This is a genomic window from Gilliamella sp. BG7 (genome assembly GCF_046635565.1).
GTDB classification, from domain to species: Bacteria; Pseudomonadota; Gammaproteobacteria; order Enterobacterales; family Orbaceae; genus Gilliamella; species Gilliamella apicola_P.
In genome coordinates this window covers 97,723-123,375 of record NZ_JBIDFB010000004.1, presented here as the reverse complement: position 1 = coordinate 123,375, position 25,653 = coordinate 97,723, and the positions used below count along the sequence as shown (strand labels likewise).

Sequence of the window (25,653 nt, the reverse complement as noted above, 5' to 3'; positions counted from 1 at the left end):
AAAACAAATAACCGTCAAAAGGAAAAGGAAATGAAAAAATTAACCGGTTTATTTATACTTAGTTTACCAATGTTAGCAGTAGCATCAAATTGTGATGAAATTAGTGCTAATATTGTTGAAAAAATTAAAAATAATGGCGTTGATCCATCAAGATTTCAATTAAAACTTGAACCTTCTGATAATTCAGAACGAAAAATTAATGGAAAAATTGTGGGATCATGCGATCGAGGTCGCCAGAATATTGTTTATGTTCGTTTGGATGATTTAGCAATGCAAACCCAAACTCAGCTAACTAAAACAAAAGATGAAACTGAGAGTAGTAATGATAAAGCGAAACAATCAATAAACACTCCAACCGAATCTGCGCCAGCAGAGGGTAAATTACCTGTTAAAAATTAATTAGATCATTTTTGCAGAAAATATAGGGCGTAATGCCCTATATTTATATGCTTGGAATTATAGCAAATGGCTGTAATTCGCTTTAACATCTTCGTCCCATACACTTGATTGAACTTGACCAATATGTTTTTGTTGTAGAAGCAACATAACCAAACGAGATTGCCCAATTCCACCACCAATGGTTTGTAACAAATAGCCATTGATTAATGCTTTATGCCAAGCAAACTCTAAACGATCTTCGTCATTTGTTAGTTTTAATTGACGTTTTAACGTTTCAGGATCGACCCGAATTCCCATTGATGAAATTTCAAATGCGCTATGCAAAATCGGATTCCACACTAAAATATCGCCATTTAAGCCCTTAGATCCTAAATCGTTTTCACTGCTCCAATCATCATAATCAGGTGCACGAGCATCATGCTTTTCATTATTTGATAATTTACCGCCAATACCAATTAAAAAAACTGCTCCAAGCTCTTTAGTTATTGCGTTTTCACGCTCTTTGGGGGATAAATTTGGATAACGTTTTAATAACTGCTCACTATCGATAAAGGTGATAGATTCGGGTAAAAATTGTGAAAGATGATACTGTTTTGAAACTATTTTTTCGGTCGCTTTAATGGTAGCGTAAATATTTTCGACCGTTTGTTTTAGATAAGTTAAATTGCGATCTTCTGGGCGAATTACTTTTTCCCAGTCCCATTGATCTACATAAACTGAATGAATTGGCGAAAGTTGATCCTCGTCTGGGCGTAATGCTTTCATATTAGTGTAGATTCCTTCGCCAACTTCGAAATGGTGATCACTCAAAATTTTACGTTTCCATTTAGCTAGTGAATGTACCACTTCATATTGTGTATTAGGTATTGCTTTTACCTTAACTTGCACTGGGTGTTCGGTTCCTGACAAATTATCTTGAATACCATCGCCAACTTTACTTAGTAACGGAGCTTGCACTTCGATCAGTGATAAACGCTCGGCAAGTTGATTAGCAAAAAACTGCTTAACAAAGCTAATTTGCTGTTGCTGCTCTTTAAAAGATATCATCATGTGTACGCTCTAGTTATTTCCGTGTATAAGTAAAGTAAACTAGATGATTAAATTTTGCAAGATGAAGATAGAGGTGTATAGCTATTGGATAGCCGATATTATTTTTCTATTATATAGATAAAATGTTTGAAACCTAACCGAACTTTAAAAGGTCTTTTAAAAGTAAAAAATTATCAGAGATAGAATTAGTTTAATTATTTTTGCAAAAACAAATTCCTATCTATAAAACTCTATTCTTAATAATTACATATTTGTACTATATCAGCAAGCAGTGTAATAAATTCAGAAACTGTGTTAGTTCATCATCATTAAATGTTTTGTTGCTTATAAAGTCGATTTTAATTTACTGCCAGTGTTTGATTTGCTCTTCCGCTAATACTTCTATAAATTTCTGCTAATTTTAATAAATGTTCTTCAGTTTCACTTTCGTTTATATTAGGCAGTTTTTCTTGAGTATGATCGATAAATAGAGAAAGTGTAGGAAATTCTAAAGAGGGGATTTACAACGGTTAATTAATCACCAGACGGTATAGACTCCAGAATATTTTTTACAAAAATATAATTTAAAAAGTGAACAATTTTGTAACTATCTCATAGTTAATATAAAACTCACGTAAAAAATATGTTGCTTATTTTTATACTTTATGTTCAATGAAAGTCATATTATTCAGAACTCATAAGGTCTTTTGGTATTATAAATGGAATGTTCCAGATTGACGTTTGATATCAACATATAGCTTTAGGTAGGGTAAGTTCTTGTTATTTCGTTTGACTTATGTCTTAACTTTTCTTAAATTGTTTTTATAATTTAATTAAATAGCTGATGGTTTTACAGGATGCGTTTTTACTGGTTAAAGGGACAAAAAGTTTCAATTGGGCTTTCTTTAGTACGTTATAAATGGTTGAACCACCGACCATAAAACATTTAGCTAAATCGATAACGATTATTTTTTTATGACATAAACGCCATATTTCTTGTCTGTGATATGGCGTTAGTTTTGTTTTTTATGTATTTTTATTACAGTAGTTTTTCGAATTACTTTAATCAACGTGAGTAATTCCTACATATAATTTATATTGCTAACTAAAAATCAATATTCATACTTAATTGGAATGTTCTACCTGGGGCAGTGAACATTTCTAAATATTTATAATTTGAAGTACTATATAATTTATTATTACTTAGGTAATCCCAATATTTTTGATCAGTAAGATTATAGATACCAGCGCTTAATTTTATGTTTTTAGTTATATTTACATAACCAGTTAAATCAACAATGCTATGTCCTGCAATTCTAAAATAATTATCTGTTGAGTCTTCTATTGGCTTTCCTTCATTGTTGTATGTTTCACGGGTTGTACCTTGAGTTTTTTTGCCTTTTTGGAAGGTAACAGTTAAAGCTAAACCATAGTATTTATTTGGATCATCCCATATTAGACTAATAGTACTTTTTAATGGTGCAATTGTGTCCATCTCGATATATTTATCGCCTAAATAGCTTGATTTGGACTTACCTTGGTTATAGCCAATTACAAATCTTGTACTTAACCCGTTTACTGATTTAAACCATTTACCCATATTAAATTCACTGCTTAGTTCGGCACCGTAAATATAAGCTTTATCTCTGTTTTCGGATTGATAAACGATACGATTACCGGTTCCTACAAAATTCTTTTTATAACGAGAGTATGCAATGAAATTTTTATATTTATTATAGAAAGCAGCTGTTGATAATGTAATGCCTGTCGTTGGCTGTCCTTTTAAACCTAATTCAAAATTATCACTTATTTCTGTTTTGAGATTTGAATCACCAACAAGTACATACATCTGACTATGTGCTAAATAAGAACCATATAATTGATTTTGATTTGGCATTTGTGCGCCACGTCTATACTGCAAATAAGTAATAAAATTAGGATTAATATCATACATAAATGAAAACGACGGTAATATTTTAAAGTCACTATTACCATTGTATTGTTTCTTTAATTGACTAGAATTTATATTCGATAATGCCATATTTTCAAGATTACGCGGTTTAGTGTTTTGATATATCGCTCTAACACCAGGAACTAAATAGAAGTTTTGATCATTGTTGATATGAAAGCTAATACGATCTTCAAAAAATCCACCTAAGTTATAACTACGGCTATCAGCTTGAGGCTTGGTGTAATCACCATCAGGAAATATTCTTCTATATTCTGATTTGGCCGATGTGTAAAATGGTGATTCATCTTTACTCCATTTTGCATTTAAGCCAGCACTGATTTTTTGATTTTCGTAAATTTTTAATAGCGTTGTAATAAAGTTATAAGCCTTGGTGTTATAATGTGTTTGTGTGTTAAAAGATCTTCTAGATGTGTGTTTTAGGTTTGTGTTATCATAAACGTGGGTCTGTTGATAATTGAGTTGGCTAGTTAAGGTATCAATCCAGCTAATATTAGTTGGTTTCCACTGTTCTTTGATGGCTAGATTAAAACGATTATTTTTGCTTCTTTGCTGATCAAATGATTCAATTTTCTTCCCATATTTATCCCATGTAGCGTAATGTGCATTTTTGGTTTTGTTATTATAATCCGCTGTGGCATTGAGTACATGTTCATCGGTAATTTGCCAGCCAAAACCAGCTAATAGTGAATTTGAATGCCAGTTTTCTGGGTAAGCATTTATTGAATCACCATGATTGCGAGTTTGTTGTCCATCACGACGGCTTAACACAATAATTCCATTAAGGTAATCATCGCCTCCGGCCATAGTTAAACCTTGATGATAACTTCTATCAGAGCTGTCATAATTATTTTGCAAACCAAAATAGCTTGTTTTACCAGGATATAGATAGTAGCTGGCTGTTTTTGTTTGAAATGATACTGAGCCACCTAATGCATTGTTGGCATTACTCACGGATGTTGCACCTGATTGGATATCAACTCTGTTGTACATATAGGTATCAATATAATCTCGGCCAATGCCGTAAGTACCAAAACCAGCTCGACCTACAGAGTTGACGCGTCCTTGTGCGATGGGTAAGGGCATACCATTAATATCGATGGAAATTCGGTTAGCATCTAAACCACGAATGTTATAGCCAGTAAATCCACCGCGATCCCAACTACTTTTACCTCTGCCAGATCCTGAAATATTGCTAGGTGTAGAAATAAGAGGCTGATAGCGCATAAGTGTACCGAAATTGGTTCTGCCGTCGCGCCTTATATCTTGTTCAGATATTTCTGTATTGGTGCCAGGTATTTTGGTTGCTTCGTGTGCAGTGACTGTCATGATGTCATTGTATTTTTCATTGTCATTACTTTCTGCCGCGATTGCAGGCATGATTATGGACAAGCTTAAAGCTAATGTGCTAGTTTTTTTTAAATTAGTAAGATTAAGCATTTTATTCCTTTCAAACATAATAAATCCAATAATACACTTCAATTGCTTCGCTTAAAATTATTATTAATATAATCAATATATTATAAATAATCATCCCATGTTATTGAGGATAAAAATGTTGATAAAGTATTTGGCTAACTTCGTCAACTCTTGGGCCAATACCAAAAAGATAGCTATCGTCGATGGTTATAATGCGGTGATTTTTATAAGCTGATGTTTCAGTAATTCCTGCAATAGTGTTTAATTTTTCTATTCCTCCTAATTGTTCAATTGAGTTTTTATTTAATATAATAATTTCAGGGTTCATTGCAATTAACGATTCTGCAGTATAGTTTTTGTAGCTTGTATGTTTGGCAAGGTTTTCTCCTCCTGCAATGGTGATGAGAGCATCGGCGGTAGTGTTTTTACCTGCAACCGAATTTGTACCACCCATACTCATTAGAAAAAGGACTTTGGCTTTCTTAGAATGGTTGCTGATTTTTTCTTGGATTTGTGCCAAGTTGTTTTTTATTCTACTGATTAACTGTTTTCCTTCAGTTTGCTTATTCAATTTGTCAGCAATTTTTTCAATATTTAAATAAAGTAAATTAACAGTTCCAGGTATACGTTGTAGTGAAAGAACATCCACGTTAGCCTTAGCAACTTGACTAACTACGTTATCTGGCTCGACATCACTTAATGTAATAAATAGCGAGGGTTTTAGTGATAAGATTCCCTCAATATTTAATAATTTCCAATAGCCAATTTGGGGAAGTTGTTTTACTGCATCAGGATAGCTACTTGTTTTGTCTACGCCAACAACCTGATTACCTGCGCCGAGTGCAAAAACGATTTCAGTTAAAGAGCCACCAGATATAACAATTCTTTCATTAGCCAAGCTTAAATTAATAAGGCTGTTAAAGCAGAAAATGAATAAAAATAGACCTAATTTCGTAAAAAAATTTTTCTTCATTGTTTATTTCCTATTGTTAGTTATTTTTTAACCGAAACACTATAATGAAAATGATAACCATTATCAATAAAGTAACAATATTTATTTTTTATAACGATAAAATTTTAGTAGGATTACACATACTGTGTTGCTAATTTTAATTAGCAACAAATTTAGTCTATTGAGCTATTTTTATTGAGTAAAACATTATCAAATTTAGCCGTAAAACTCTTTTCAATAATATCTATCTAAAAATATAATTAAAAATATCAATTTGTTATAAAAATAATAAATAAAAAACATTGCTAAATGATAATAATTATTATTTAATTATGCTGTTTATTTGTTCAAGATAATCTGTTATGAAATCATTAGATGTTAGCGTTTTTTATGCACAAAATGCAATTTTACCCTTTAAAGATCGCAGGGCAGTAATGCCTTTGCAAGCAAGTTTGCCTTTACCTTCACAAGAGGTTGCACAGCAATGGAAAATTATTCAAACAACAGCTTTAATCGGAAAAAAACGTTTGATTTATATTCATATTCCTTTTTGTAATATTCATTGTCAATTTTGTGGCTTTTATCAAAATTCATTAAGGAAGTTCAATACTGAAACCTATATTGATTATTTGTTGAAAGAAATATTGCTCGAAATTCATAATAAGGCGATGCAATCAGCTCCTATTCATGCCATTTATTTTGGTGGGGGTACGCCTTCAGCTTTGGCCACAGGGCAAATCGCGCAAGTAATTCGTTATTTTAAACAACATGCACCTTTGGCACCTGATTGTGAAATTACGGTCGAAGGACGCATCTCAGATTTTGATGATGAGCGTATTGATAGTTATATTGAAGCTGGTGCAAATCGCTTTTCGATTGGGGTGCAGACGTTTAATTCTGAAATTAGGCAACGATTAGGTCGTGAATCGACTGAAGCACAAATTATTAAGCGTTTTGAGCGTATTGCATTGCGTGATAGTGTTGCTTTGGTTTGTGATTTAATGTTTGGTTTACCTAATCAAACTACTCAAAATTGGCAAAGAGATTTAGACATTGCCAACGATTTACCATTGGATGGCGTTGATCTTTATTCCCTCAATTTATTGCCAACAACACCGTTAGCTAAAAGTGTTGAAAATAAACGTATCGAAATCCCATCTGTCACCGATAAGTGCAATTTTTACCACCAAGGTGCGGAGTTTTTTGCTAAACAAGGCTGGGTTCATTTAACCAATGCGCATTGGGCGAAAACCAGTCGTGAACGAAATTTATATAATTTTTTAATCAAACAAGGTTCGAATTTTTTTGCTTTTGGATCTTGCGCAGGTGGGCGTTTAGGTGGTCAATCTTTTATGATTCATCGCGATTTAAGCCAATACTATACCCAGCTTGATCAAGGAAAAAAACCTATAATGATGTTAACGGGAAAACCATTGATTGGTGAATGGTTATATCAATTGCAAGCAGGTATTGAAAAAGGACGAGTTGATTTGAAAAAATTAACGCAACACTATCAATTGTTTGAACCTTTAATTGATCAATGGCATCAAGTGGGGCTTTTAAAAAATAAAGATTATTGCATGCTTTTAACACTATCGGGGCGTTTTTGGTCAAGCAATATGCTACAAGCTTTGCAGCAATTATTGTTACAACTCAATAATCCAGAATATATTGAATTACAAAAAAAAAAAAGAAACAAGCAAGACAATCAAATCATTGTCAACCTGCTATGCCTCATTCAGCTATTAATACAGCAAAACATCCACATAACATATAGTAATTGAAGGATATTATTATGGTAGATAAACAACCTCATTTAGCAAATTTAACTACTTATATGCAAACCAATTCAGAAGAATTATTAGAAAAAATTGCTCAAGATTATAACGTCACACTCACGCAAGTGATTCAAGCTTTACCTGATGCAAAAATTGTTGATGGTAGTAATTTTGATAATATTTGGAATGAAGTTATAACTTGGGGAAAGGTGCTGTTTTTAGTCCATACAGGTGATGTTATTGCTGAAATTTCTGGAGAATTACCACCAGGAAGTTATAGTCAAAAATACTTCAATTTACGCCATCAAAAAGGCTTAAGTGGGCATATAAAAGTAGAGCATTGTCAATACATTGCTTTTATTGAGCGTAAATTTATGAAAATGTCTACTGCATCAATTATATTTCTTAATCACATGGGGCAAGCAATGTTTAAAATTTTTGTTGGTCGTGATGAAAAACATCAACTAAAAGCAGACCAGTTAGAAAAGTTCAGAAAATTAGCTAAAAAAATTAATTAATTTTAATACGTTAAAATATGAAGACATTATTAATCTTTGGTGTAAGCATTAAACTTGGAACGGGCTATCAAGTTTTGCAGTTAGCAAAGCAAACTTACCCTAATTGGCGTTATATTGTTTTGGTTCGTGATAATGATTTTTCTAAGCAGTTATCAAACCAAGGTATTAAAACTTATATTGGTGATGCAACTAATGCTTCTCTTGTTAAATCCTTGTGTGAGTTAGCGGGTTCAGATGCTACGATCGTGACAACCTTAGGAGGTCAAGCAGGGAACTATCAAGCACAACGTCTCATTATTGATTGCGCGGAGCAAACGGACATTAAACAGATGGTTTTAGTGACTTCGCTAGGGTGTGGCGATTCTTGGGCTACGTTATCAGCTAAAGCTAAACAAGCTTTTGGTCACGCCGTACGAGAAAAATCATTAGCCGAGCTTTGGTTGCAAACCAGTACGTTAAATTTTGTTATTTTAAGACAGGGTGGACTGAGTGATGGTGAGATGACTCAACATGCCGAATGCTATTATCAGCAAGAGATTCATGGTTTTATTTATCGCATTGATTTAGCAAAAATCATTATTGATAAAATTGTTGTGCTTATGGTGTGGTAGATCCTAGTTTAAAAATCTCTTATTGATTAAATGATATGAAGAAATCAACATAAAAAAGGGGCTAGAGTGTGCAAAATAATCGTCATTGTCCCAATGACCATCATTCATTATTATGGGGTTTAATAGGCATCCTTTTTGTGCTTATTCTACTTTCTGCTAATTGTGGTGCTTTAAATTTATCTATCAACAAGATAATTAATATGTCTTTTGATGATCCGTTATGGAATATTTGGCTTAATGTTCGAATGCCAAGAATTATGTTAGCAGTTGTGGTTGGTATGGCATTAGCTAGTTCTGGTGCTGTGATGCAAGGGCTGTTTAGAAATCCATTAGCTGATTCGGGTTTATTAGGCATCAGTAGTGGGGCGGCGTTAATGGTTGGGTTATCTATTTTATTTCCAGCGATCTTTCCACCTATTATGATGCTTTACGGTAAAATAGCAGCCGCTTTTTCTGGTAGCATTTTGATTTTTTTATTTATTTATGTATATAGCTTAAACTTGCAATGTAACTTGGCAAAAATGGTTTTACTGGGTGTTGCTATTAATGCCATTATTGGCGCAATAATGGGATGCATAAGCTATATTGGTGATGAAATTCAATTAAGACAGATCTCATTATGGTCAATGGGAAATTTAGGTAATGGTTCTTGGGATTTAGTTCTTGTTGCAGTATCGCTAATTATTCCGGTTTTGCTTTGTGTTTTTAAACTTTCCCATCAATTAAATATTCTTCAACTTGGCGATGAAGATGCGCATTATTTAGGCCTTAATGTGCAACGAGTAAAACGATATCTACTATTGCTTTGTGCTGTATTAATCGGTACTGCGGTCGCAGTTAGTGGCATAATTGCTTTTGTTGGTCTGGTTGTTCCCCATATGATTCGATTACAAATAGGTGCGAATCATCGTTGGCTGTTACCCACATCAGCCCTAGGAGGTGCTTGTTTATTACTACTTGCTGATACTTTGGCGCGAACTTTAGTTGCACCTACCGAAATCCCTGTTGGGCTTTTTACTAGCTTAATAGGTGGTCCTTATTTTCTATGGCTAATTTTAAGACATAAATAATAGATGGAATTTGATGATGTTAATTGCTGAACATTTAACTTTTTATGATGCAAGTCGCAAATTAATTAATGATGTATCTTTACACGTAAAAATGGGTGAAATTACGATTATTATAGGGCCTAATGGTGCTGGTAAATCAACACTTTTGCGCTTATTAACAGGTTACCAAAAACCATCATCTGGAGAGTGTTATTTACTTAATAAGCCACTATCACAATGGTCAGAAAAAAAGTTATCTAAAGTTCGAACGGTGATGTTGCAACAAAGCCAGTTAACATTTCCTTTTAAAGTAAAAGAAGTTGTTGCTATGGGGCGTTCACCTTATGGTAAAGTTGATTTTAACCAAGCCCTACAAGAAACAATGTTGCAAACTGATTGTTTAAAATTTGCTGAGCGTGATTATCGTAGTTTATCGGGTGGAGAGCAACAGCGCGTGCAGTTAGCTAGAGTTTTAGCTCAATTATGGCAATCCGAACCGACTGAAAAATTACTTTTCTTAGATGAACCCACCTCAGCACTTGATTTATATTATCAACAACAGACCTTAAGATTGTTAAAACAACTTGCTCATAAGCAGAAATTGACAGTATGTTGTGTATTGCATGATCTCAATCTAGCAGCATTATATGCTGACAAAATCTTATTAATTAATCAAGGTGAAATTGTTGAACAAGGCACATCTAAAGACGTTTTGACAACAGATAATATTTATCACTGGTATGGGGTTGAGTTGGGTATTTATCATCATCCAGATAATTGTTGTATCCCTCAAATTTATCTAATGCCTTAGGCAAAATAATTAAACGCTATTTGATAGCTCCAATTTAAACTAAATTAGGTATATAATTTGAAAAAACAATAAATGAGATCGGTGATGACTAATCAAAATAGTGTAAGTTCTATTTCTGTTTCACATCTTTTAGAAGCTAAACCAGCTTTTTGTTGTCAGTTAGATGGTAAAGGTAAAGCGCTACCACTTAATGAACAGAGTAAACCTTCAATTTTACAACCATTTTGGATTCATTTAGATTTTGCTAAACAAGAAACTATCAATTGGGTAAATAATACAAATCTAGTTCCAGATTTGATTAAAAATGAATTGCTAAAACCTAAGCAAATATCCAAGGAAATTCGTTTTGAATCAGGTGTTTTAGTAGTTTTAAAAGGTGTTAATTTTGTTCCCAATGAGCTTCCCGATCCTATTGTTACCTTTCGTTTTTATATAACTGATAACATGATTATTTCAACACGGCATCAACAAATTTCGGCTATTGCTGAATTAAAGGATCATCTAGAAAAGGGTATTGGTCCTGTAGATGTGGCGGATTGGTTGATTCAAATGTCTGATTTAATTAGTGATCAAGTTAATTTATCTTTTGATAGTGTTCACAATAAAATCATTAAGTTAGAAGAATCTGTTTTAAACCAACGTATTTTTTCTTATAAAGAGATCGGTCGCGTTCGTAAACAGTTGATCGTCTTACGCCGATTGTTATCACCACAACGCGATATTTTTGTGAAAATTTCGACTGAAAGAATATCGTGGATTGATGATAACGATCGCCAACGATTGCATGATATTTCCTATCAACAAAATCATTATGTATCTGATATTGATAGTTGTTTATTAAGAATAGCTTCAATTATGGAACAAATTAATAGCTTCTTGGCTGAATCAACCAATAAACGAATTTATTTAATGTCACTCTTTACCATAATTTTTACACCCATTACGTTTTTAACTAGTTTGCTTGGTGTCAATTTAGCCGGTATTCCTTTTAGTAGTGAAGGTTGGTCTTTTGTAGGATTAATATTACTACTTGTTATTATTTGTGTTATTTCAGTTGTTTGGCTTAAATACAAAAAATGGTGGTAATAAAGTATCTTTAAAAAATGGATGAAAATTTATGAATGTTTATAAAGTTGGGTATAAGGATATAATTGACTTTTTATTTAAAACCATAAAATTAATACTGATTCAAACTTATCTTGTTTGAAATTTTAATGAATAATTATTCTTATGCAACTTAATCAATCTTATCGTTTATTTATTGCCGAAAAGCCCAGCTTAGCAAGGGCTATCGCTGACGTATTACCTAAACCTCATCAAAAAGGTAATGGTTTTATTAAAGCAAGTAATGGTGATGTGGTTAGTTGGTGTATTGGGCACTTGCTTGAGCAGGCCACGCCAGAAGTTTATGATCAGCGATATAAAAAGTGGGCAATTAACGATTTACCCATCGTGCCTGAAAAGTGGATATTAACCCCCAAAAACACGACACAAAAACAGTTTGATATTTTGGTGGATCTAATTAAATCGGCCGACCAAATTGTGCATGCAGGTGACCCAGATAGAGAAGGGCAGTTGTTGGTTGATGAAGTCTTAAATTATTGCCAATTACCGTCAAGTAAACGCAAATCAATAAAGCGCTGTTTGATCAGTGATTTGAATGCCAGCGCTGTTGAAAAATCATTGCAACAATTACGCAACAATCAAGATTTTATTCCTTTATCAACCTCGGCATTAGCAAGAGCTCGAGCCGATTGGCTATATGGCATTAATATGAGTCGTCTTTGTACCATTGTTGGTCAAAAAAACGGTTATCGAGGTGTTTTATCAATTGGGCGAGTACAAACCCCTATTTTAGGGTTAGTGGTTAGACGAGATTTAGAGATAGCGCAATTTGTACCTAAACCATTTTATGAAGTTTTTGCAGTGCTACAAACCAAAGGTAATGAAATATTTAAAGCTAAATGGCAACCTAGCGAAGCTTGCGCGCTTTATCAGGATGAGGAAGGGCGTGTTTTAGTTAAAAAATTGGCCGAAAATGTTTGTCAGCGTATTAATAAGCAATCAGGCACAATTGATAAAGTTAGTAATAAAAAGAAAGAACTTGCGCCACCAATGCCATTTAATTTATCGGCACTGCAAATTGAGATGGCTAAAAAAAATGGGCTGAGTGCTCAAGATGTGCTTGATGTTTGTCAATCGTTATATGAAAAACACAAATTAATTACCTATCCAAGATCAGACTGTCGCTTTTTGCCAGAAGAACACTTAAAACAAATTACAGGTGTAAAGTCTGCCATTGAAAATAATTGCCCAGAACTGCAAACTGCAGTTGATCATGCTGATTTTACTTCACGTTCTAAAGCTTGGAATGATAAAAAAGTAGAAGCGCACCACGCTATTATTCCAACCTTGCGTAAAGCAAAAATGGATAACTTATCTGTTAACGAAAAAGCCGTTTATCAAGTTGTGGCAACGCAATATTTAGCCCAATTTTATCCAGCATATAAATATACTGAATTGGAAATTGATGTTGATATTAAAGGTGGAAAATTTATTTCTAAAGCTAACCACATGCTTGATGAAGGTTGGAAGGTTTTATTTAGAGCTAAAAACTATCAAGCTCAAACCGATATTGATGATAATGAAAGTAATGGTTTATTAACTAAATTAGTTAAAAAGGGTGAAACAGTGCAATGTATTGATACTGAACTGGTTAGCAAAGAAACCCAACCGCCAAGGCCATTTACCGATGCAACATTGTTGTCTGCGATGACGGGGATTGCCAGATTTGTTAAAGATCCCGAAATCAAAAAAATATTACGCGAAACCGATGGTTTAGGTACAGAAGCAACAAGGGCTGGTATTATAGAATTGTTATTTAAACGTCAATTTTTAACTCGTCAAGGCAAAGTAATTCGCTCAACGGAGGTGGGTAAAAATCTGATTTTATCACTACCTGATATAATGTCGATGCCTGATATGACCGCCCATTGGGAATTGCAATTAAACGAAATTAGCAAAAAAGAGTTTTCGTACCAACAATTTATGCATCAACTTAATTTATCACTGTTAGATCTTGTTAATCACTTAAAAAATGCAAGATTGAATATTCAAGCTTAATCTCCATATAATAAATAGGATTAAAAGTAGTAATACTGTTCATCCTATTTATTAATATAGTTATATTACATACTAGCTGAATAATAATTTTAAATTCGTTGACGATTTTGTTATTTTTTTTGCTCGGTTGTTTCTTCTAAAATATCGGTGATCAATCTATTTTTCTCTTTGATTATTTTGGCTAACTGATTATTTGTTCTTTGTAAAAAGCTCTTATCTTTTAGAATTGAAAGATAGGTTTTTAATCGTTTAATTGGTTCTATGGTAAAACTAAATAGAGCTATCATTATGATAAAGCTTGTTAAAATGGCAATGATAACATTAATTATCCAAGGTGAGTTCAAGGCCGTAATAACGTTAGATAGCAACATAATTAATGCGAGAATAAATACAATACCACTAATTACAACTTCTTTAATTAAATAGGGCTTAAGTGGTGTAATACGATTTTGTGTGATCTTAAAATAGTGCGTTAATAAGTCTAATTGAGTAAGTTCAATAAGATTATGAACATCAGCATTTACTAGCGAAATAGCGATACTTTCTTTATCGATATTACCTGATTGATAAAAACAGACTTTTTCCCATATTAGTTTCTTTTTAATATTATTTAAATAATCCATTTGATATTTGGGTTGAGGTGTTTTCCCTAAAATATCGGCATATTTAATAATATTATCAAAATAGTCATTTTGAGTACTTTTTTTAAAAATAAATGTGACAAAAGAAAGCACAAAAATAATTACCAAATTGAACCAATTATCATGGAGTAATTCAGACAGTTCCATTTAAAATATTCACGTTAGTTAATCGTGCAGTAATTGTATCTTATATTAGGTAATAGGTGTATCTGTTCTAAATGAATATGAAGATAAATGCGCCGATAAGTGCTGTTTTTCAACAACTGTATTTCTTTTTTTGTGAGATGGGTTGACTTCTATTTCTTAAAGGCGTATAAAGATGCCGCCTTTTGAGCTTTTCTTCCTTTTTTAGCTATTTGGAAGTTAAAAACGAGGGTGAAGGGAAGTTGAAATATAAAGTGAAGAGTTCAATTTACAGGAGAAATATGGACACTCAATCGGGTCACCCCAAGACTAGGGGAGACAAATTTAAACACATCATTATCGGTTAATGAACCTGTCTAAATAACCATTTTTTCAGTTCACAAACCGAAATTGATAGAACGGTAACGGTGAACGATATGTATTTTTTTACACGCTATCACACAAATTCAAAACACCAGTGCGCGCAAAGCTTAATGGTGCGTGTTTTACATCTTTCAGAAAAACATTTAGAACCACCGAGTTGTATCTAAATTCTTAATTAATTCTGTTTGCTAATTAAATTTAATGCTAAGCCCATGCTATACAAAATAGCTTTATAGGCTAATTTTGCTATGCACTAAATTTTAGCTAATCACAAAATTTAATTACTTATCGTTACTTGGTAACAGTAAGTTGGCATGCTCTTGCCAAAATTATGAATATAGGTATTTATGATGACAAAAAACACATCTAAAACTAAAGCACAAAATAGTATAGATATTAAGGCTATCAATGAAGCCCAAAACAGCCTTGATAGTATTTTAGCTAAATTTCAATCCAGCCTTTCGGGATTAACACAAGAAAGTGCAAAGTCGAGAATTGAAATATATGGAAAAAATGAAGTCGCACGCGAAAAGGTACCATCAGTTTTAGTACAACTATTAACTGCGTTTAATAATCCGTTTATATTTGTATTATTAGCATTAGCTATTGTTAGTTTTGTGACTGATTTTTGGTTACCTTTGCAAAATGGTGAAGAGACAGATTTAACCAGTATTATCATTATTCTAACTATGGTATCACTGAGTGGATTATTGCGTTTTTGGCAGGAATTTAGATCGAACAAAGCGGCTGAAGCGTTAAAATCGATGATTCGCACAACAGCAACGGTGCTAAGACGTGCGCATAAAGATATGAGCCCAGAACGTATTGAGATTCCATTAAGTGAAATTGTTCCTGGGGATATTGTTTACTTGTCGGCCGGAGACATGATCCCGGCAGATATTCGATTGATTGAATCTCGGGATTTATTTGTTAGCCAAGCTGTATTAACAGGCGAATCGATTCCTGTTGAAAAGTACGACACATTAGGTGCTGTAACACAAAAAACATCCGATAATATCGAAACATCAAACATCAACAAAGATAATTTGCTTGATGTTAATAACATTTGTTACATGGGAACCAACGTTGTTAGTGGAACCGCCACAGCCATTGTTGTTGCAACAGGGGGGGATACTCATTTTGGCTCATTGGCAAAATCAATTGTAGGATCTCGTGCTGAAACTTCGTTTGATCGTGGTGTTAATAGCGTTAGTTGGTTGCTTATTCGATTTATGCTAATTATGGTGCCAATTGTATTTTTTATTAATGGTTTTTCAAAAAATGATTGGGGCGATGCTGCGCTTTTTGCATTAGCCGTGGCCGTTGGCTTGACGCCAGAAATGTTACCAATGATTGTGAGCGCTAATCTAGCAAAAGGCGCTGTTGGTATGGCAAAACGTAAAGTGGTTGTTAAAAGGCTCAACGCAATCCAAAATTTTGGGGCGATGGATATTTTATGCACTGACAAAACGGGGACATTAACACAAGATAAAATCATTTTAGAGCATCACCTTGATATAAAAGGTCAAGTCGATTCATCTGTTTTGGAACTTGCATGGCTTAACAGTTATTATCAAAGCGGTATGAAAAACTTAATGGATAAAGCGATTATTCGTTTTGCCGAAGAAAAGACCTGTATGAAAAAGGTTGGTGTTAGCTTATATAAAAAAATTGATGAATTACCATTTGATTTTGTACGCCGACGTTTATCGGTGGTAGTACAAAATGGTGATGATAACCATTTGATGATTTGTAAAGGCGCAGTTGAAGAAATGCTGTCTATTGCTAGTTACGTTTATGAAAATGGCGAATATTTACCATTAAATGATGAACGTAAACAAGCCTTGATCGCATTAGCACATGAATATAATAAAGAAGGCTTTAGAGTGTTAGCCGTTGGCGTAAAAAACATTCCGGTAGGTGAAACAAAACCACAATACACCGTGCAAGACGAAACTGCGCTTGCCATTCGTGGCTTTTTAACTTTTTTAGATCCACCAAAAGAAAGCGCATTCGAAGCTATTTCGGCATTGAATGAGCATGGTGTGGGCGTTAAAGTTTTAACCGGTGATAACGAAATCATCACTATTAAAGTTTGCCGAGAAGTTGGTTTAGAACCTGGCACGCCATTAATTGGCACTGAAATTGAAAAAATGGATGATGTCGAGCTCAAAAAACAGATCGAACAGCACACTATTTTTGCAAAATTAACACCGTTGCAAAAATCACGAATTATTCGATTGTTGCAAGATAATGGGCATACTGTTGGTTTTTTAGGCGATGGTATTAACGATGCACCAGCACTTCGTGATGCCGATGTAGGAATTTCGGTAGATACTGCAACCGACATCGCTAAAGAATCTGCTGATATTATTTTACTGGAAAAGAGCCTAATGGTTTTAGAAGAAGGTGTAATATGTGGCCGCGAGACCTTTGGCAATATCATGAAATATCTAAATATGACAGCAAGTTCTAATTTTGGCAATATTTTTTCAGTATTGGTTGCTAGTGCGTTTTTACCATTTTTACCTATGCTAGCGATACATTTACTTATTCAAAACTTATTGTATGATATTTCACAACTCTCATTGCCATGGGACAAAATGGATAATGAATTTTTACAAAAACCACGCAAATGGAATGCGTTAAATATTAGACGTTTTATGATTTGGATTGGGCCTACATCGTCTATTTTTGATATCACAACTTATGCATTAATGTGGTTTGTATTTAGTGCTAATAGTGTTGAAGCTCAATCGTTATTTCATTCAGGATGGTTTATTGAAGGGTTATTATCGCAAACTTTGGTTGTGCACATGCTAAGAACACAAAAAATTCCATTTGTACAAAGCACTGCGGCATTTCCTGTTATTGTGATGACTTTGTTAGTTATGGCTATTGGTATTTATATTCCATTTTCTCCACTAAGTGGGTTAATTGGACTACAACCATTACCGTGGTCATACTTTCCATGGCTATTAGCAACTCTATTTAGCTATTGCTGCGTTGCACAATTAATGAAACGTATCTATATCAAACGTTTTGGTCAATGGTTTTAATTGACTAATAACAGCTAAGTGATACTGCTATCGCTTAGCTACTTTACAAATTGTATATTTAAAATTTATAAAAATTAATATATTAAGCATAAAATAATAACAAGAGGAAATAATCTATGAAAACACCACATAAAAATTTAATTATGTTAATTAAAAGCCGAAAACAGAAAAAAGCTCAAGCACAATTAACTAATTGAATATAAAATAATTAGCGCAAGAATTTTAAGTTAACACATAATAAAAAACCCCAATTATTGGGGTTTTTGTTTAATCGTTTATTATTTTAAAATAAAACGATTAATTAAAATAATTACAAATTACAGGTAATTAAAAGTTTAGCTAATTTCAGACGCTTTTTTTAAAATTTCATGAATTTCGTCTTTAATTTTAAGTTTCTGTTTTTTCAATGCCTCTATCGTTTCAGCGGTATTGACAATAATTCCAGATTCAATGTTTTTAATTTTTTGGTCGAGCTCATTATGTTGGGCGAACAATTTTTGAAAACGTAGATCGGTATTTTTTAATTTAGAAATTAATTCTCGATATTCTGGAAACATAGTGCCTCCTTATATGGGTTAGATAAAATAATAACAATAGCAGCTATTGCTAATTCAGAATACAATATTATTTGTAGCTTTAATAGAAAAATTGTTTTAATGACTAAATATATTTTTATAACAAAACTGTTTTAATTACAAAGTAAAAAATAAAAAGGGGAGTTATTCCATGAGTGAGTCGATTGTAATTGCCAAAAGTCATGGCAAAGATTTATCAATTATATCAGCATTAGCTAATCGCCATGGTTTAATTACTGGTGCAACTGGTACAGGTAAAACAGTGACATTACAAAAAATGGCAGAAGGTTTTTCAAAAATAGGTGTACCTGTCTTTCTTGCTGATGTTAAAGGTGACCTAACTGGGATTGGTGAAAAAGGCATATTAACTGAAAAACTACAAGCTCGTTTAGCAAGTATTGAAGTTGATAATTGGCAACCAGACTTGTCACCGATTGAATTATGGGATGTATTTGCTGAAAAAGGGATCCCCGTTCGTAGCACTGTGTCAGATATAGGACCTATTTTGCTTGGTCAGTTACTCGATTTAAATAACGTTCAAGCAGGGGTTTTACAGTTAGTATTTAAAATTGCTGATGATAATGGTTTATTATTAATTGATTTTAAAGATCTTCGAGCATTAATACAATTTGTTGGTGATAACGCTAAAAAATTTACCACACAATATGGAAACATTTCATTATCGTCAATTGGCGCAATTCAACGTGGATTATTAACTCTAGAACAACAAGGTGCCGAATTTTTCCTTGGTGAACCAATGCTTAACATTCAAGATTTAATCAAAGTTAATCCTGAAGGTTACGGTATAATTAACATCTTATCGGCCGAAAAGTTATATAACTCTCCAAAATTATATTCAGTCTTTTTATTGTGGTTATTGTCAGAACTTTTTGAACACTTGCCAGAAGTAGGTGATCTTGATAAGCCTAAACTTGTTTTCTTTTTTGACGAAGCTCACTTACTTTTTAATGACATTTCGTCTGCATTATTAGCAAAAATAGAACAAGTGGTGCGTTTAATTCGCTCTAAAGGGGTAGGAATTTATTTTTCTTCTCAGAATCCGAGTGATATTCCTGATACAGTTTTAGGGCAATTAGGTAATCGGGTGCAACATGCCTTACGCGCATTTACCCCAAAAGATCAAAAAGCTGTAAAAACGGCCGCCCAAACTATGCGTGCCAATCCAAGTTTTGATACTGAAAAAGCAATAATGGAATTAGGCGTTGGCGAAGCACTTATATCGTTCTTAGATGAAAAAGGTCGCCCAAACATGGTTGAACGCGGTTATATTATTGCACCGCGTTCAAAAATGGGGCCAATGTCGCCAGAAGATCAATCAACTATTATTCGCCAATCTTGTTTTTACAACAAATACGCACAAACCATAGATCGACAATCCGCTTATGAAATACTGAAAAATGGATTTTCTTTAAATAACCAATCCGATCAAAACAGCAATAGTAGCGATACAAAAATAGACGATGATAAAAATAATAAACAAAATAATGGTGGATTGCTAAATTTTTTAAGCACATTCCTTTTTGGTACTAAGGGGTCAAGAGGTGGACAGCACGATGGTATCACCCAAAAAATAGCCAAAAGCGCAATAAGGCAAGTTGTTAATCAAATCGGCAAACAAATCACCCGCGGTATATTGGGTGGTTTAAAAAAATAACCAAAACGAAGTTATTACTTAAAAAGTTAGCAAAATAGGAGTATTTTAATGTTAAAAATGTTCATAGAATGGTATAAAAAACGCTTTAGCGATCCGCATATTGTTTCGCTAATGGCTGTTATTGTTGGCTTATTTATTATTATTTATTTTTTCAATAAAATTCTTCTACCAGTTTTAATTGCGATTGTACTATCTTATTTACTTGATAGACCGGTTAACTATCTACATAAAAAAAACATACCAAGAACAATGGCAGTTGTAATGGTGTTACTGCTTTTTTTAATGATTGTATTAGTCGGATTTATGATTTTATTACCATTAATTTGGCAACAAAGCATTAGCTTAATCACTAATATTCCAAACATGTTGAATTTTGCAAACAACTTTTTAACCACCTTGCCTGAACACTACCCTGAGCTAATTGATGTTGGCTTATTCGACTCGGTTATCCAAGGTATTACCAACAAAGTTGTGCAAACAGGCAATTCATTATTGCAATTTTCCATCGTGTCTTTATTAGGACTTGTTTCTATTGCAATTAATGCGGTATTAATACCAATAATGATGTTTTTTCTTTTAAAAGACAAAGCAAAAATATGGGGATATTGCTCAAAAATTTTACCCAAAAATCGAACAATTCTAGACAAAGTTGCCACTGAAATGGATATGCAAATATCTAATTATATAGTAGGCAACGTGCTACATATTATTATGTTAACCATTTTTATCTATATTCCTTTTTGGTACTTTGGTTTAGATTATGGACTTTTATTAGCCGTTCTTGTTGGATTATCTGTATTAGTGCCCTATGTTGGTATTATTATTTCAAGTATTCCAGTTATATTAATTGCGCTATTTCAATGGGGATTAAGTGCACAATTTGGTTATTTGTTATTTTTCTATGTCCTAATACAAGCATTAGACGGTAATTTATTAGTACCTTGCTTATTTTCGGAAAAGCTGAATTTGCATCCATTAGTAATTATTTTAGCTGTAATTGTGTTTGGTGGTTTATGGGGATTTTGGGGAATATTTTTTGCAATACCTTTAGCAACATTGGTTAAAGCAATCATAAATGCATGGCCAAAACCAGATGAATTAAATAATTTCAATATCAAAGTAAAAGCAGATTAATGGTTAGGTTAATCTGCTTTTAATCAAAACTATTCTATTTACTGTGTGTTTTAAGATAATCTAAAACCACTTCGTGATGGTTAGCTGTTTTGAAATCATTAAACACTTTTTCTATTTTACCGTCTTCGCCAATTAAAAAGCTTATACGGTGAATCCCATCATAGGTTTTACCCATAAACTCTTTTTCGCCCCATGTACCAAATACTTGGGCAACTTCGTGCTTTTCGTCAGAAAGCAGTGTAAAATTTAATAGCTCCTTTTCAATAAATCTAGATAATTTTTCTGGTTTATCAGTACTAATACCTAGAATCACCACATTGTACTTTGTAAACTCATCTGAGAAATCACGCAAATTACATGCTTGCACAGTACAACCAGGCGTCATCGCTTTTGGGTAAAAATAAATTAAAACACGTTTACCTTTAAAATCATTCAAGCTTACTAGCTCTCCATCTTGATCTGGCAACGAAAATTGTGGTGCTTTTTCACCTTCTTTAAGTGGATTAACCATATAATTATTACCTATTTTAATAGTTTAATATTTTTATTGGAAATATAAAAAGTGTAATACATTTAAACTAAGTTATTAAAAAAACGACTTGCTGCGTCAATGGTGTGATTGATCTCTTTGTCTGTGTGTTTCAGTGATATGAAACCAGCTTCGAAAGCTGATGGTGCAAAATAAACACCTTCAGTTAACATATAATGATAGAATTTTTTGAATAATTCAATATCACACTGCATCACATCTTGATAACTGGTTACTTCAGAAGCAGTTGTAAAGAACAATCCAAACATACCACCTACAAAATTCACCACTAATGGCACATTATGCTTTTTAGCTACCGACAATAAACCATCGGCAAGTGATGTAGTCTTAGCTTCTAACTCCTGATAGATTCCAACTTCCATTAATTTGGATAACGTTGTGTAACCCGCTGCCATTGCAACGGGATTACCTGAAAGAGTTCCAGCTTGGTATATTGGACCAGTTGGTGCTAATTGCATCATAATATCCGCACGACCACCAAACGCTCCAACAGGCATACCACCACCAATAATTTTACCTAAACAAGTTAAATCGGGCACAACATCATAATAATCTTGAGCTCCGCCAAGAGCCACTCTAAAGCCCGTCATAACTTCGTCAATGATCAATAACGCACTATACTTATCGCAAAGTGCTCGTAAACCGTGTAAAAACTCTTTTTTTGCTGGCACGCAATTCATATTGCCCGCAACTGGCTCAATAATGATGGCGGCAATTTGGTCGGGATATTGCTCAAATTGTTTTTTAACCGATTCTAAATTATTATAATTACAAACTAATGTATGCTTAACAAAATCATCAGGTACACCCGGTGAAGTTGGGTGACCAAAAGTAAGGGCACCAGACCCTGCTTTAACTAACAAATAATCTGCATGACCGTGATAACAACCTTCAAACTTAATAATCTTATCACGTCCAGTAAAACCGCGTGCAACACGGATGGCACTCATGGTTGCTTCAGTTCCGGAATTTACCATTCGCACCATTTCAATTGAAGGCATTAATTGCGTGACTAAATTAGCAACTTTGGTTTCAATTTCGGTTGGTGCACCATAACTCAAACCGTTATGAACTGCGTTAATTACCGCATTGGCTACATCGGGGTCATTGTGTCCAAGAATCATCGGCCCCCAAGAACCGACATAATCGATGTAGGCTCTTTCGTCCACATCATAAATATACGCACCGTTTGCACGCTCGATAAATAAAGGTGAGCCACCTACACCATTAAAGGCACGAACAGGCGAATTAACGCCACCAGGCATAACTGATTGAGCCTGATGATAAAGTTTTTCTGATTTGAAATTGTTTAGCATAATCGAGATAATCTCTCTAGAAAATTTTGTGTATTTATTCATAAAATCAAAATAAATTCAAGCCAGCTATGAGAAATTTATTTAATAGAAGTTTTCTATTTTGTATTTTCATTTAGCAAAGGTATATAATGCAAAGATCAATATATTAGGAGAAGAATATGAGCGATGCTTTACCGATTAACTTTACTGATGCTGCGGCCAACAAAGTTAAATCATTAGTCACTGAAGAAGAGAACCCAAACCTAAAATTAAGGGTGTATATAACAGGCGGTGGTTGTAGTGGATTTCAGTATGGTTTTACTTTTGATGAAAAAGTAAACGAAGATGACTTGGCTATTGAAAAAAATGGTGTATCTTTAGTTATCGATCCCATGAGTTTACAATATCTAGTTGGTGGCACTATCGATTATGTAGAAGGTTTACAAGGCTCTCGTTTTGTGGTTGATAATCCCAATGCAACAACAACATGCGGTTGCGGTTCATCTTTTAGTGTTTAAGCCATATTTAGGTTTTAAAAATATTAATAACGTTATGGGAAAATAATAAACCATAACTTTAACTTTTATAGATAGATTAATAAAAGTCATAAAAAGTGACAAACATTGAGCAGTTAAACGATAATTTTTAATTTTTAGTTGACGGAAAAATTAAGATGGGTAAAATGCACAGCATTCGAAACGCAATTACCTTTTGGTAATAAGTTTTGAGCCCGGGTGGTGAAATCGGTAGACACAAGGGATTTAAAATCCCTCGACCTTTTTGGTCGTGCGAGTTCAAGTCTCGCCCCGGGCACCAACAAAAAACAACTTTCATGCGGGAATAGCTCAGTTGGTAGAGCACGACCTTGCCAAGGTCGGGGTCGCGAGTTCGAACCTCGTTTCCCGCTCCAATATAACATCCAGTATAGTCCGTTAAAGTCCGCAAAACTTAGAATTTGCAAGTGATTTAACGGTTTTACTTTCCAGTATAGAACAGAATAATCCAGAGTCATCCAAGAGAATTTAGTCCAAAAATCAGTCCAAAAACGGAATGAGTTTTTTTGGACTAGTCCAAAAAATGTGTTATCGTGATAATGTATTTTTTGAACAGTTTGTCTAAATATTGACTAGCTATCCTTACGTTCATCAATAACATAAGGAGTTTATCATGGCTGTACTTACTGAGTATAAAATTAAAGCGGCAAAATCTAAAGTTAAGGAATATACTCTAAAAGATGGTAATGGGTTATTTCTAAATATTCATCCCAATGGTTCAAAGTATTGGCTGTTTCGTTTTTCTTGGAACGGTAAACGACCCGAATGTCGTTCGGCACCTATCCAAAGGTAGATATAAAACAAGCCCGTTATCTATGTGAACAAGCCAATTTTAAATTGTTAAGCAACATCGATCCTCGCTTAAAAGAAAATCCAACTATTGAGCCCGTAGAGGAAGCGGTTGATGAAGAGCAAAAATGCACTTTTGCTCAATTTGCGCTGCATTGGCTTGAGTTTAAACTAAAGAAGTTAAACTCAAAACCCTCTAAAGATAAAAAGAATAACGGACGCGGTAGTACCGAGATTCAAATTCGCCGAGCTTTCACTAATGATATTTTCCCTGTCTTAAAAGACAAATCATTACAATCGGTGACAAGAAAGGATTTGTTGTTGATTATGCGCAGAGTTGAGGAGCGTGGCGCTTTATCGGTAGCTGAAAAAATACGGTGTTGGCTTAGTGAGATTTTTCGTTATGCGGTTGTGACAGAAGGGTTAGAGATTAATCCAGCAGCGGATTTAGATATCGCAACGCTGCCTTATCGTCGCAATAATCGTTATCCTTTTATCGACGTAAGCGAAATACCTGAATTACTCGTTAAGCTATCCACTTACCAAGGCAGCCGATTAACCGTATTGGGGTTACGATTATTATTGCTGACAGGTGTCAGAACCGGAGAGCTACGTTTTTCTGAAGCCTGGCAGTTTGATTTAAAAAATGCGCTGTGGCGTATTCCAGCCTCCGATGTGAAACAGTTACAACAAGTCATTGAAAAAGTGGATAACCGGGTGCCCGATTACATCGTTCCCTTATCACGACAAGCTTTAGCTATTGTTAAAGAGTTATTGTCTTATCATATGAAAGGACAACGCTATTTAATCTCACATCGAACAGATCCCCTTGAAGCTATCAGTGAAAATACACTGAATCAAGCGTTGAAAAATATGGGGTTCAAACGACGTTTATGTACTCACGGTATCAGGCATATCATTTCAACGGCATTAAATGATTTTAAATATGATAAAGATTTTGTGGAAGCGCAATTATCCCATGCCGATACTAATAAAGTAAGAGGCACTTATAATCATGCCCAGTATATTGAGCCACGCCGCGAAATGATGCAAGAATGGGCAGATAGACTTGATAAGTGGCAACAAGAAGCCCTAGATAAACTATCTAATCAATAACCCATAAAATAAGGGTGCTTTTAGCGCACCTTTTTTTATTTGATCAACAAAGCAGATCAATCGTATTTTTATTGATCTGTTTAAACGATTTTTATATCTC

General features: G+C 33.8%; 20 protein-coding genes, 2 tRNA genes and 1 pseudogene. 16 read left to right on the top strand and 7 right to left on the bottom strand.

Annotated features, from left to right (window positions below):
- Positions 1–30: 30 nt before the first annotated feature.
- On the top strand, positions 31–399 hold the full coding sequence (locus tag ACGH49_RS04365) for a DUF1161 domain-containing protein (protein ID WP_411588349.1): 369 nt from the start codon (positions 31–33) through the stop codon (positions 397–399).
- Positions 400–456: 57 nt separating this feature from the next.
- Here ACGH49_RS04365 and asnA read toward each other — a convergent pair whose 3' ends face one another.
- The 3 genes from asnA to ACGH49_RS04350 form a co-directional block, all read right to left on the bottom strand.
- Entirely contained in the window at positions 457–1,449 is a 993-nt protein-coding gene (gene asnA, locus ACGH49_RS04360) for an aspartate--ammonia ligase (RefSeq protein ID WP_411588348.1), read from the bottom strand.
- Positions 1,450–2,533: 1,084 nt separating this feature from the next.
- On the bottom strand, positions 2,534–4,855 hold the full coding sequence (locus tag ACGH49_RS04355) for a TonB-dependent receptor domain-containing protein (RefSeq protein WP_296210103.1): 2,322 nt from the start codon (positions 4,853–4,855) through the stop codon (positions 2,534–2,536).
- An 82-nt stretch (positions 4,856–4,937) separates the two neighbouring features.
- Positions 4,938–5,789 (bottom strand): hemin ABC transporter substrate-binding protein, encoded by an 852-nt coding sequence (locus ACGH49_RS04350; RefSeq protein WP_296210100.1) that lies wholly within the window; start codon positions 5,787–5,789, stop codon positions 4,938–4,940.
- A gap of 341 nt (positions 5,790–6,130) precedes the next feature.
- Between ACGH49_RS04350 and hutW the strand changes: the two are divergent.
- The 7 genes and pseudogenes from hutW to ACGH49_RS04315 all read left to right on the top strand — a co-directional run.
- Positions 6,131–7,435, top strand: a pseudogene (gene hutW / locus ACGH49_RS04345) (heme anaerobic degradation radical SAM methyltransferase ChuW/HutW); the annotation flags it as partial.
- Between the two features lie 128 nt (positions 7,436–7,563).
- Positions 7,564–8,064 (top strand): heme utilization cystosolic carrier protein HutX, encoded by a 501-nt coding sequence (hutX, locus tag ACGH49_RS04340; RefSeq protein ID WP_411588347.1) that lies wholly within the window; start codon positions 7,564–7,566, stop codon positions 8,062–8,064.
- Positions 8,065–8,081: 17 nt separating this feature from the next.
- Positions 8,082–8,675: an NAD(P)H-binding protein gene (locus ACGH49_RS04335; RefSeq protein WP_411588346.1), complete on the top strand. Its 594-nt coding sequence runs from the start codon at positions 8,082–8,084 to the stop codon at positions 8,673–8,675.
- Between the two features lie 68 nt (positions 8,676–8,743).
- Positions 8,744–9,745: a FecCD family ABC transporter permease gene (locus ACGH49_RS04330; RefSeq protein WP_296210092.1), complete on the top strand. Its 1,002-nt coding sequence runs from the start codon at positions 8,744–8,746 to the stop codon at positions 9,743–9,745.
- A gap of 13 nt (positions 9,746–9,758) precedes the next feature.
- Positions 9,759–10,535 carry a heme ABC transporter ATP-binding protein gene (locus ACGH49_RS04325; protein WP_411588345.1) on the top strand — a complete coding sequence of 259 codons (777 nt, stop codon included), beginning with the start codon at positions 9,759–9,761 and terminating at the stop codon, positions 10,533–10,535.
- 84 nt (positions 10,536–10,619) lie between these two features.
- Positions 10,620–11,621, top strand: a complete 1,002-nt coding sequence (gene zntB, locus ACGH49_RS04320; protein WP_296210086.1) for a zinc transporter ZntB — start codon at positions 10,620–10,622, stop codon at positions 11,619–11,621.
- Between the two features lie 144 nt (positions 11,622–11,765).
- Positions 11,766–13,658 carry a DNA topoisomerase III gene (locus ACGH49_RS04315; protein ID WP_411588344.1) on the top strand — a complete coding sequence of 631 codons (1,893 nt, stop codon included), beginning with the start codon at positions 11,766–11,768 and terminating at the stop codon, positions 13,656–13,658.
- Between the two features lie 110 nt (positions 13,659–13,768).
- Here ACGH49_RS04315 and ACGH49_RS04310 read toward each other — a convergent pair whose 3' ends face one another.
- Complete coding sequence (locus ACGH49_RS04310; RefSeq protein ID WP_411588343.1) at positions 13,769–14,446, bottom strand: hypothetical protein; 678 nt, start codon at positions 14,444–14,446, stop codon at positions 13,769–13,771.
- Positions 14,447–15,156: 710 nt separating this feature from the next.
- Here ACGH49_RS04310 and mgtA point away from each other — a divergent pair.
- Positions 15,157–17,865: a magnesium-translocating P-type ATPase gene (gene mgtA, locus ACGH49_RS04305; RefSeq protein ID WP_411588342.1), complete on the top strand. Its 2,709-nt coding sequence runs from the start codon at positions 15,157–15,159 to the stop codon at positions 17,863–17,865.
- Between the two features lie 335 nt (positions 17,866–18,200).
- On the opposite strand, the gene ACGH49_RS04300 is transcribed toward mgtA, so the two are convergent.
- Positions 18,201–18,422, bottom strand: coding sequence for a YdcH family protein (locus ACGH49_RS04300; RefSeq protein WP_065608471.1), 222 nt, complete (start codon positions 18,420–18,422; stop codon positions 18,201–18,203).
- A 169-nt stretch (positions 18,423–18,591) separates the two neighbouring features.
- On the opposite strand from ACGH49_RS04300, the gene ACGH49_RS04295 reads away from it, so the two are divergent.
- Both ACGH49_RS04295 and ACGH49_RS04290 read left to right on the top strand, forming a co-directional pair.
- Positions 18,592–20,115, top strand: a complete 1,524-nt coding sequence (locus tag ACGH49_RS04295; RefSeq protein WP_411588341.1) for a helicase HerA-like C-terminal domain-containing protein — start codon at positions 18,592–18,594, stop codon at positions 20,113–20,115.
- A gap of 48 nt (positions 20,116–20,163) precedes the next feature.
- A complete protein-coding gene (locus ACGH49_RS04290; protein WP_296210903.1) occupies positions 20,164–21,249 on the top strand; it encodes an AI-2E family transporter in 1,086 nt (361 codons plus the stop codon).
- Positions 21,250–21,283: 34 nt separating this feature from the next.
- Here ACGH49_RS04290 and bcp read toward each other — a convergent pair whose 3' ends face one another.
- Together bcp and hemL are read right to left on the bottom strand one after the other, a co-directional pair.
- Positions 21,284–21,760: a thioredoxin-dependent thiol peroxidase gene (bcp, locus tag ACGH49_RS04285; RefSeq protein WP_296210907.1), complete on the bottom strand. Its 477-nt coding sequence runs from the start codon at positions 21,758–21,760 to the stop codon at positions 21,284–21,286.
- A 62-nt stretch (positions 21,761–21,822) separates the two neighbouring features.
- Complete coding sequence (hemL, locus tag ACGH49_RS04280; protein ID WP_411588340.1) at positions 21,823–23,115, bottom strand: glutamate-1-semialdehyde 2,1-aminomutase; 1,293 nt, start codon at positions 23,113–23,115, stop codon at positions 21,823–21,825.
- 158 nt (positions 23,116–23,273) lie between these two features.
- On the opposite strand from hemL, the gene erpA reads away from it, so the two are divergent.
- The 5 genes from erpA to ACGH49_RS04255 all read left to right on the top strand — a co-directional run bounded on the left by erpA (position 23,274) and on the right by ACGH49_RS04255 (position 25,553).
- A complete protein-coding gene (erpA, locus tag ACGH49_RS04275; RefSeq protein WP_034914816.1) occupies positions 23,274–23,612 on the top strand; it encodes an iron-sulfur cluster insertion protein ErpA in 339 nt (112 codons plus the stop codon).
- Positions 23,613–23,822: 210 nt separating this feature from the next.
- Positions 23,823–23,910 (top strand) — tRNA-Leu (locus tag ACGH49_RS04270).
- 18 nt (positions 23,911–23,928) lie between these two features.
- Positions 23,929–24,004: transfer RNA gene (locus ACGH49_RS04265), tRNA-Gly, on the top strand.
- A gap of 257 nt (positions 24,005–24,261) precedes the next feature.
- Positions 24,262–24,441 (top strand): Arm DNA-binding domain-containing protein, encoded by a 180-nt coding sequence (locus ACGH49_RS04260; protein WP_411588338.1) that lies wholly within the window; start codon positions 24,262–24,264, stop codon positions 24,439–24,441.
- Entirely contained in the window at positions 24,414–25,553 is a 1,140-nt protein-coding gene (locus tag ACGH49_RS04255) for a tyrosine-type recombinase/integrase (protein ID WP_411588337.1), read from the top strand. Before ACGH49_RS04260 ends, ACGH49_RS04255 begins: the two co-directional genes overlap by 28 nt.
- Positions 25,554–25,653: the final 100 nt, after the last annotated feature.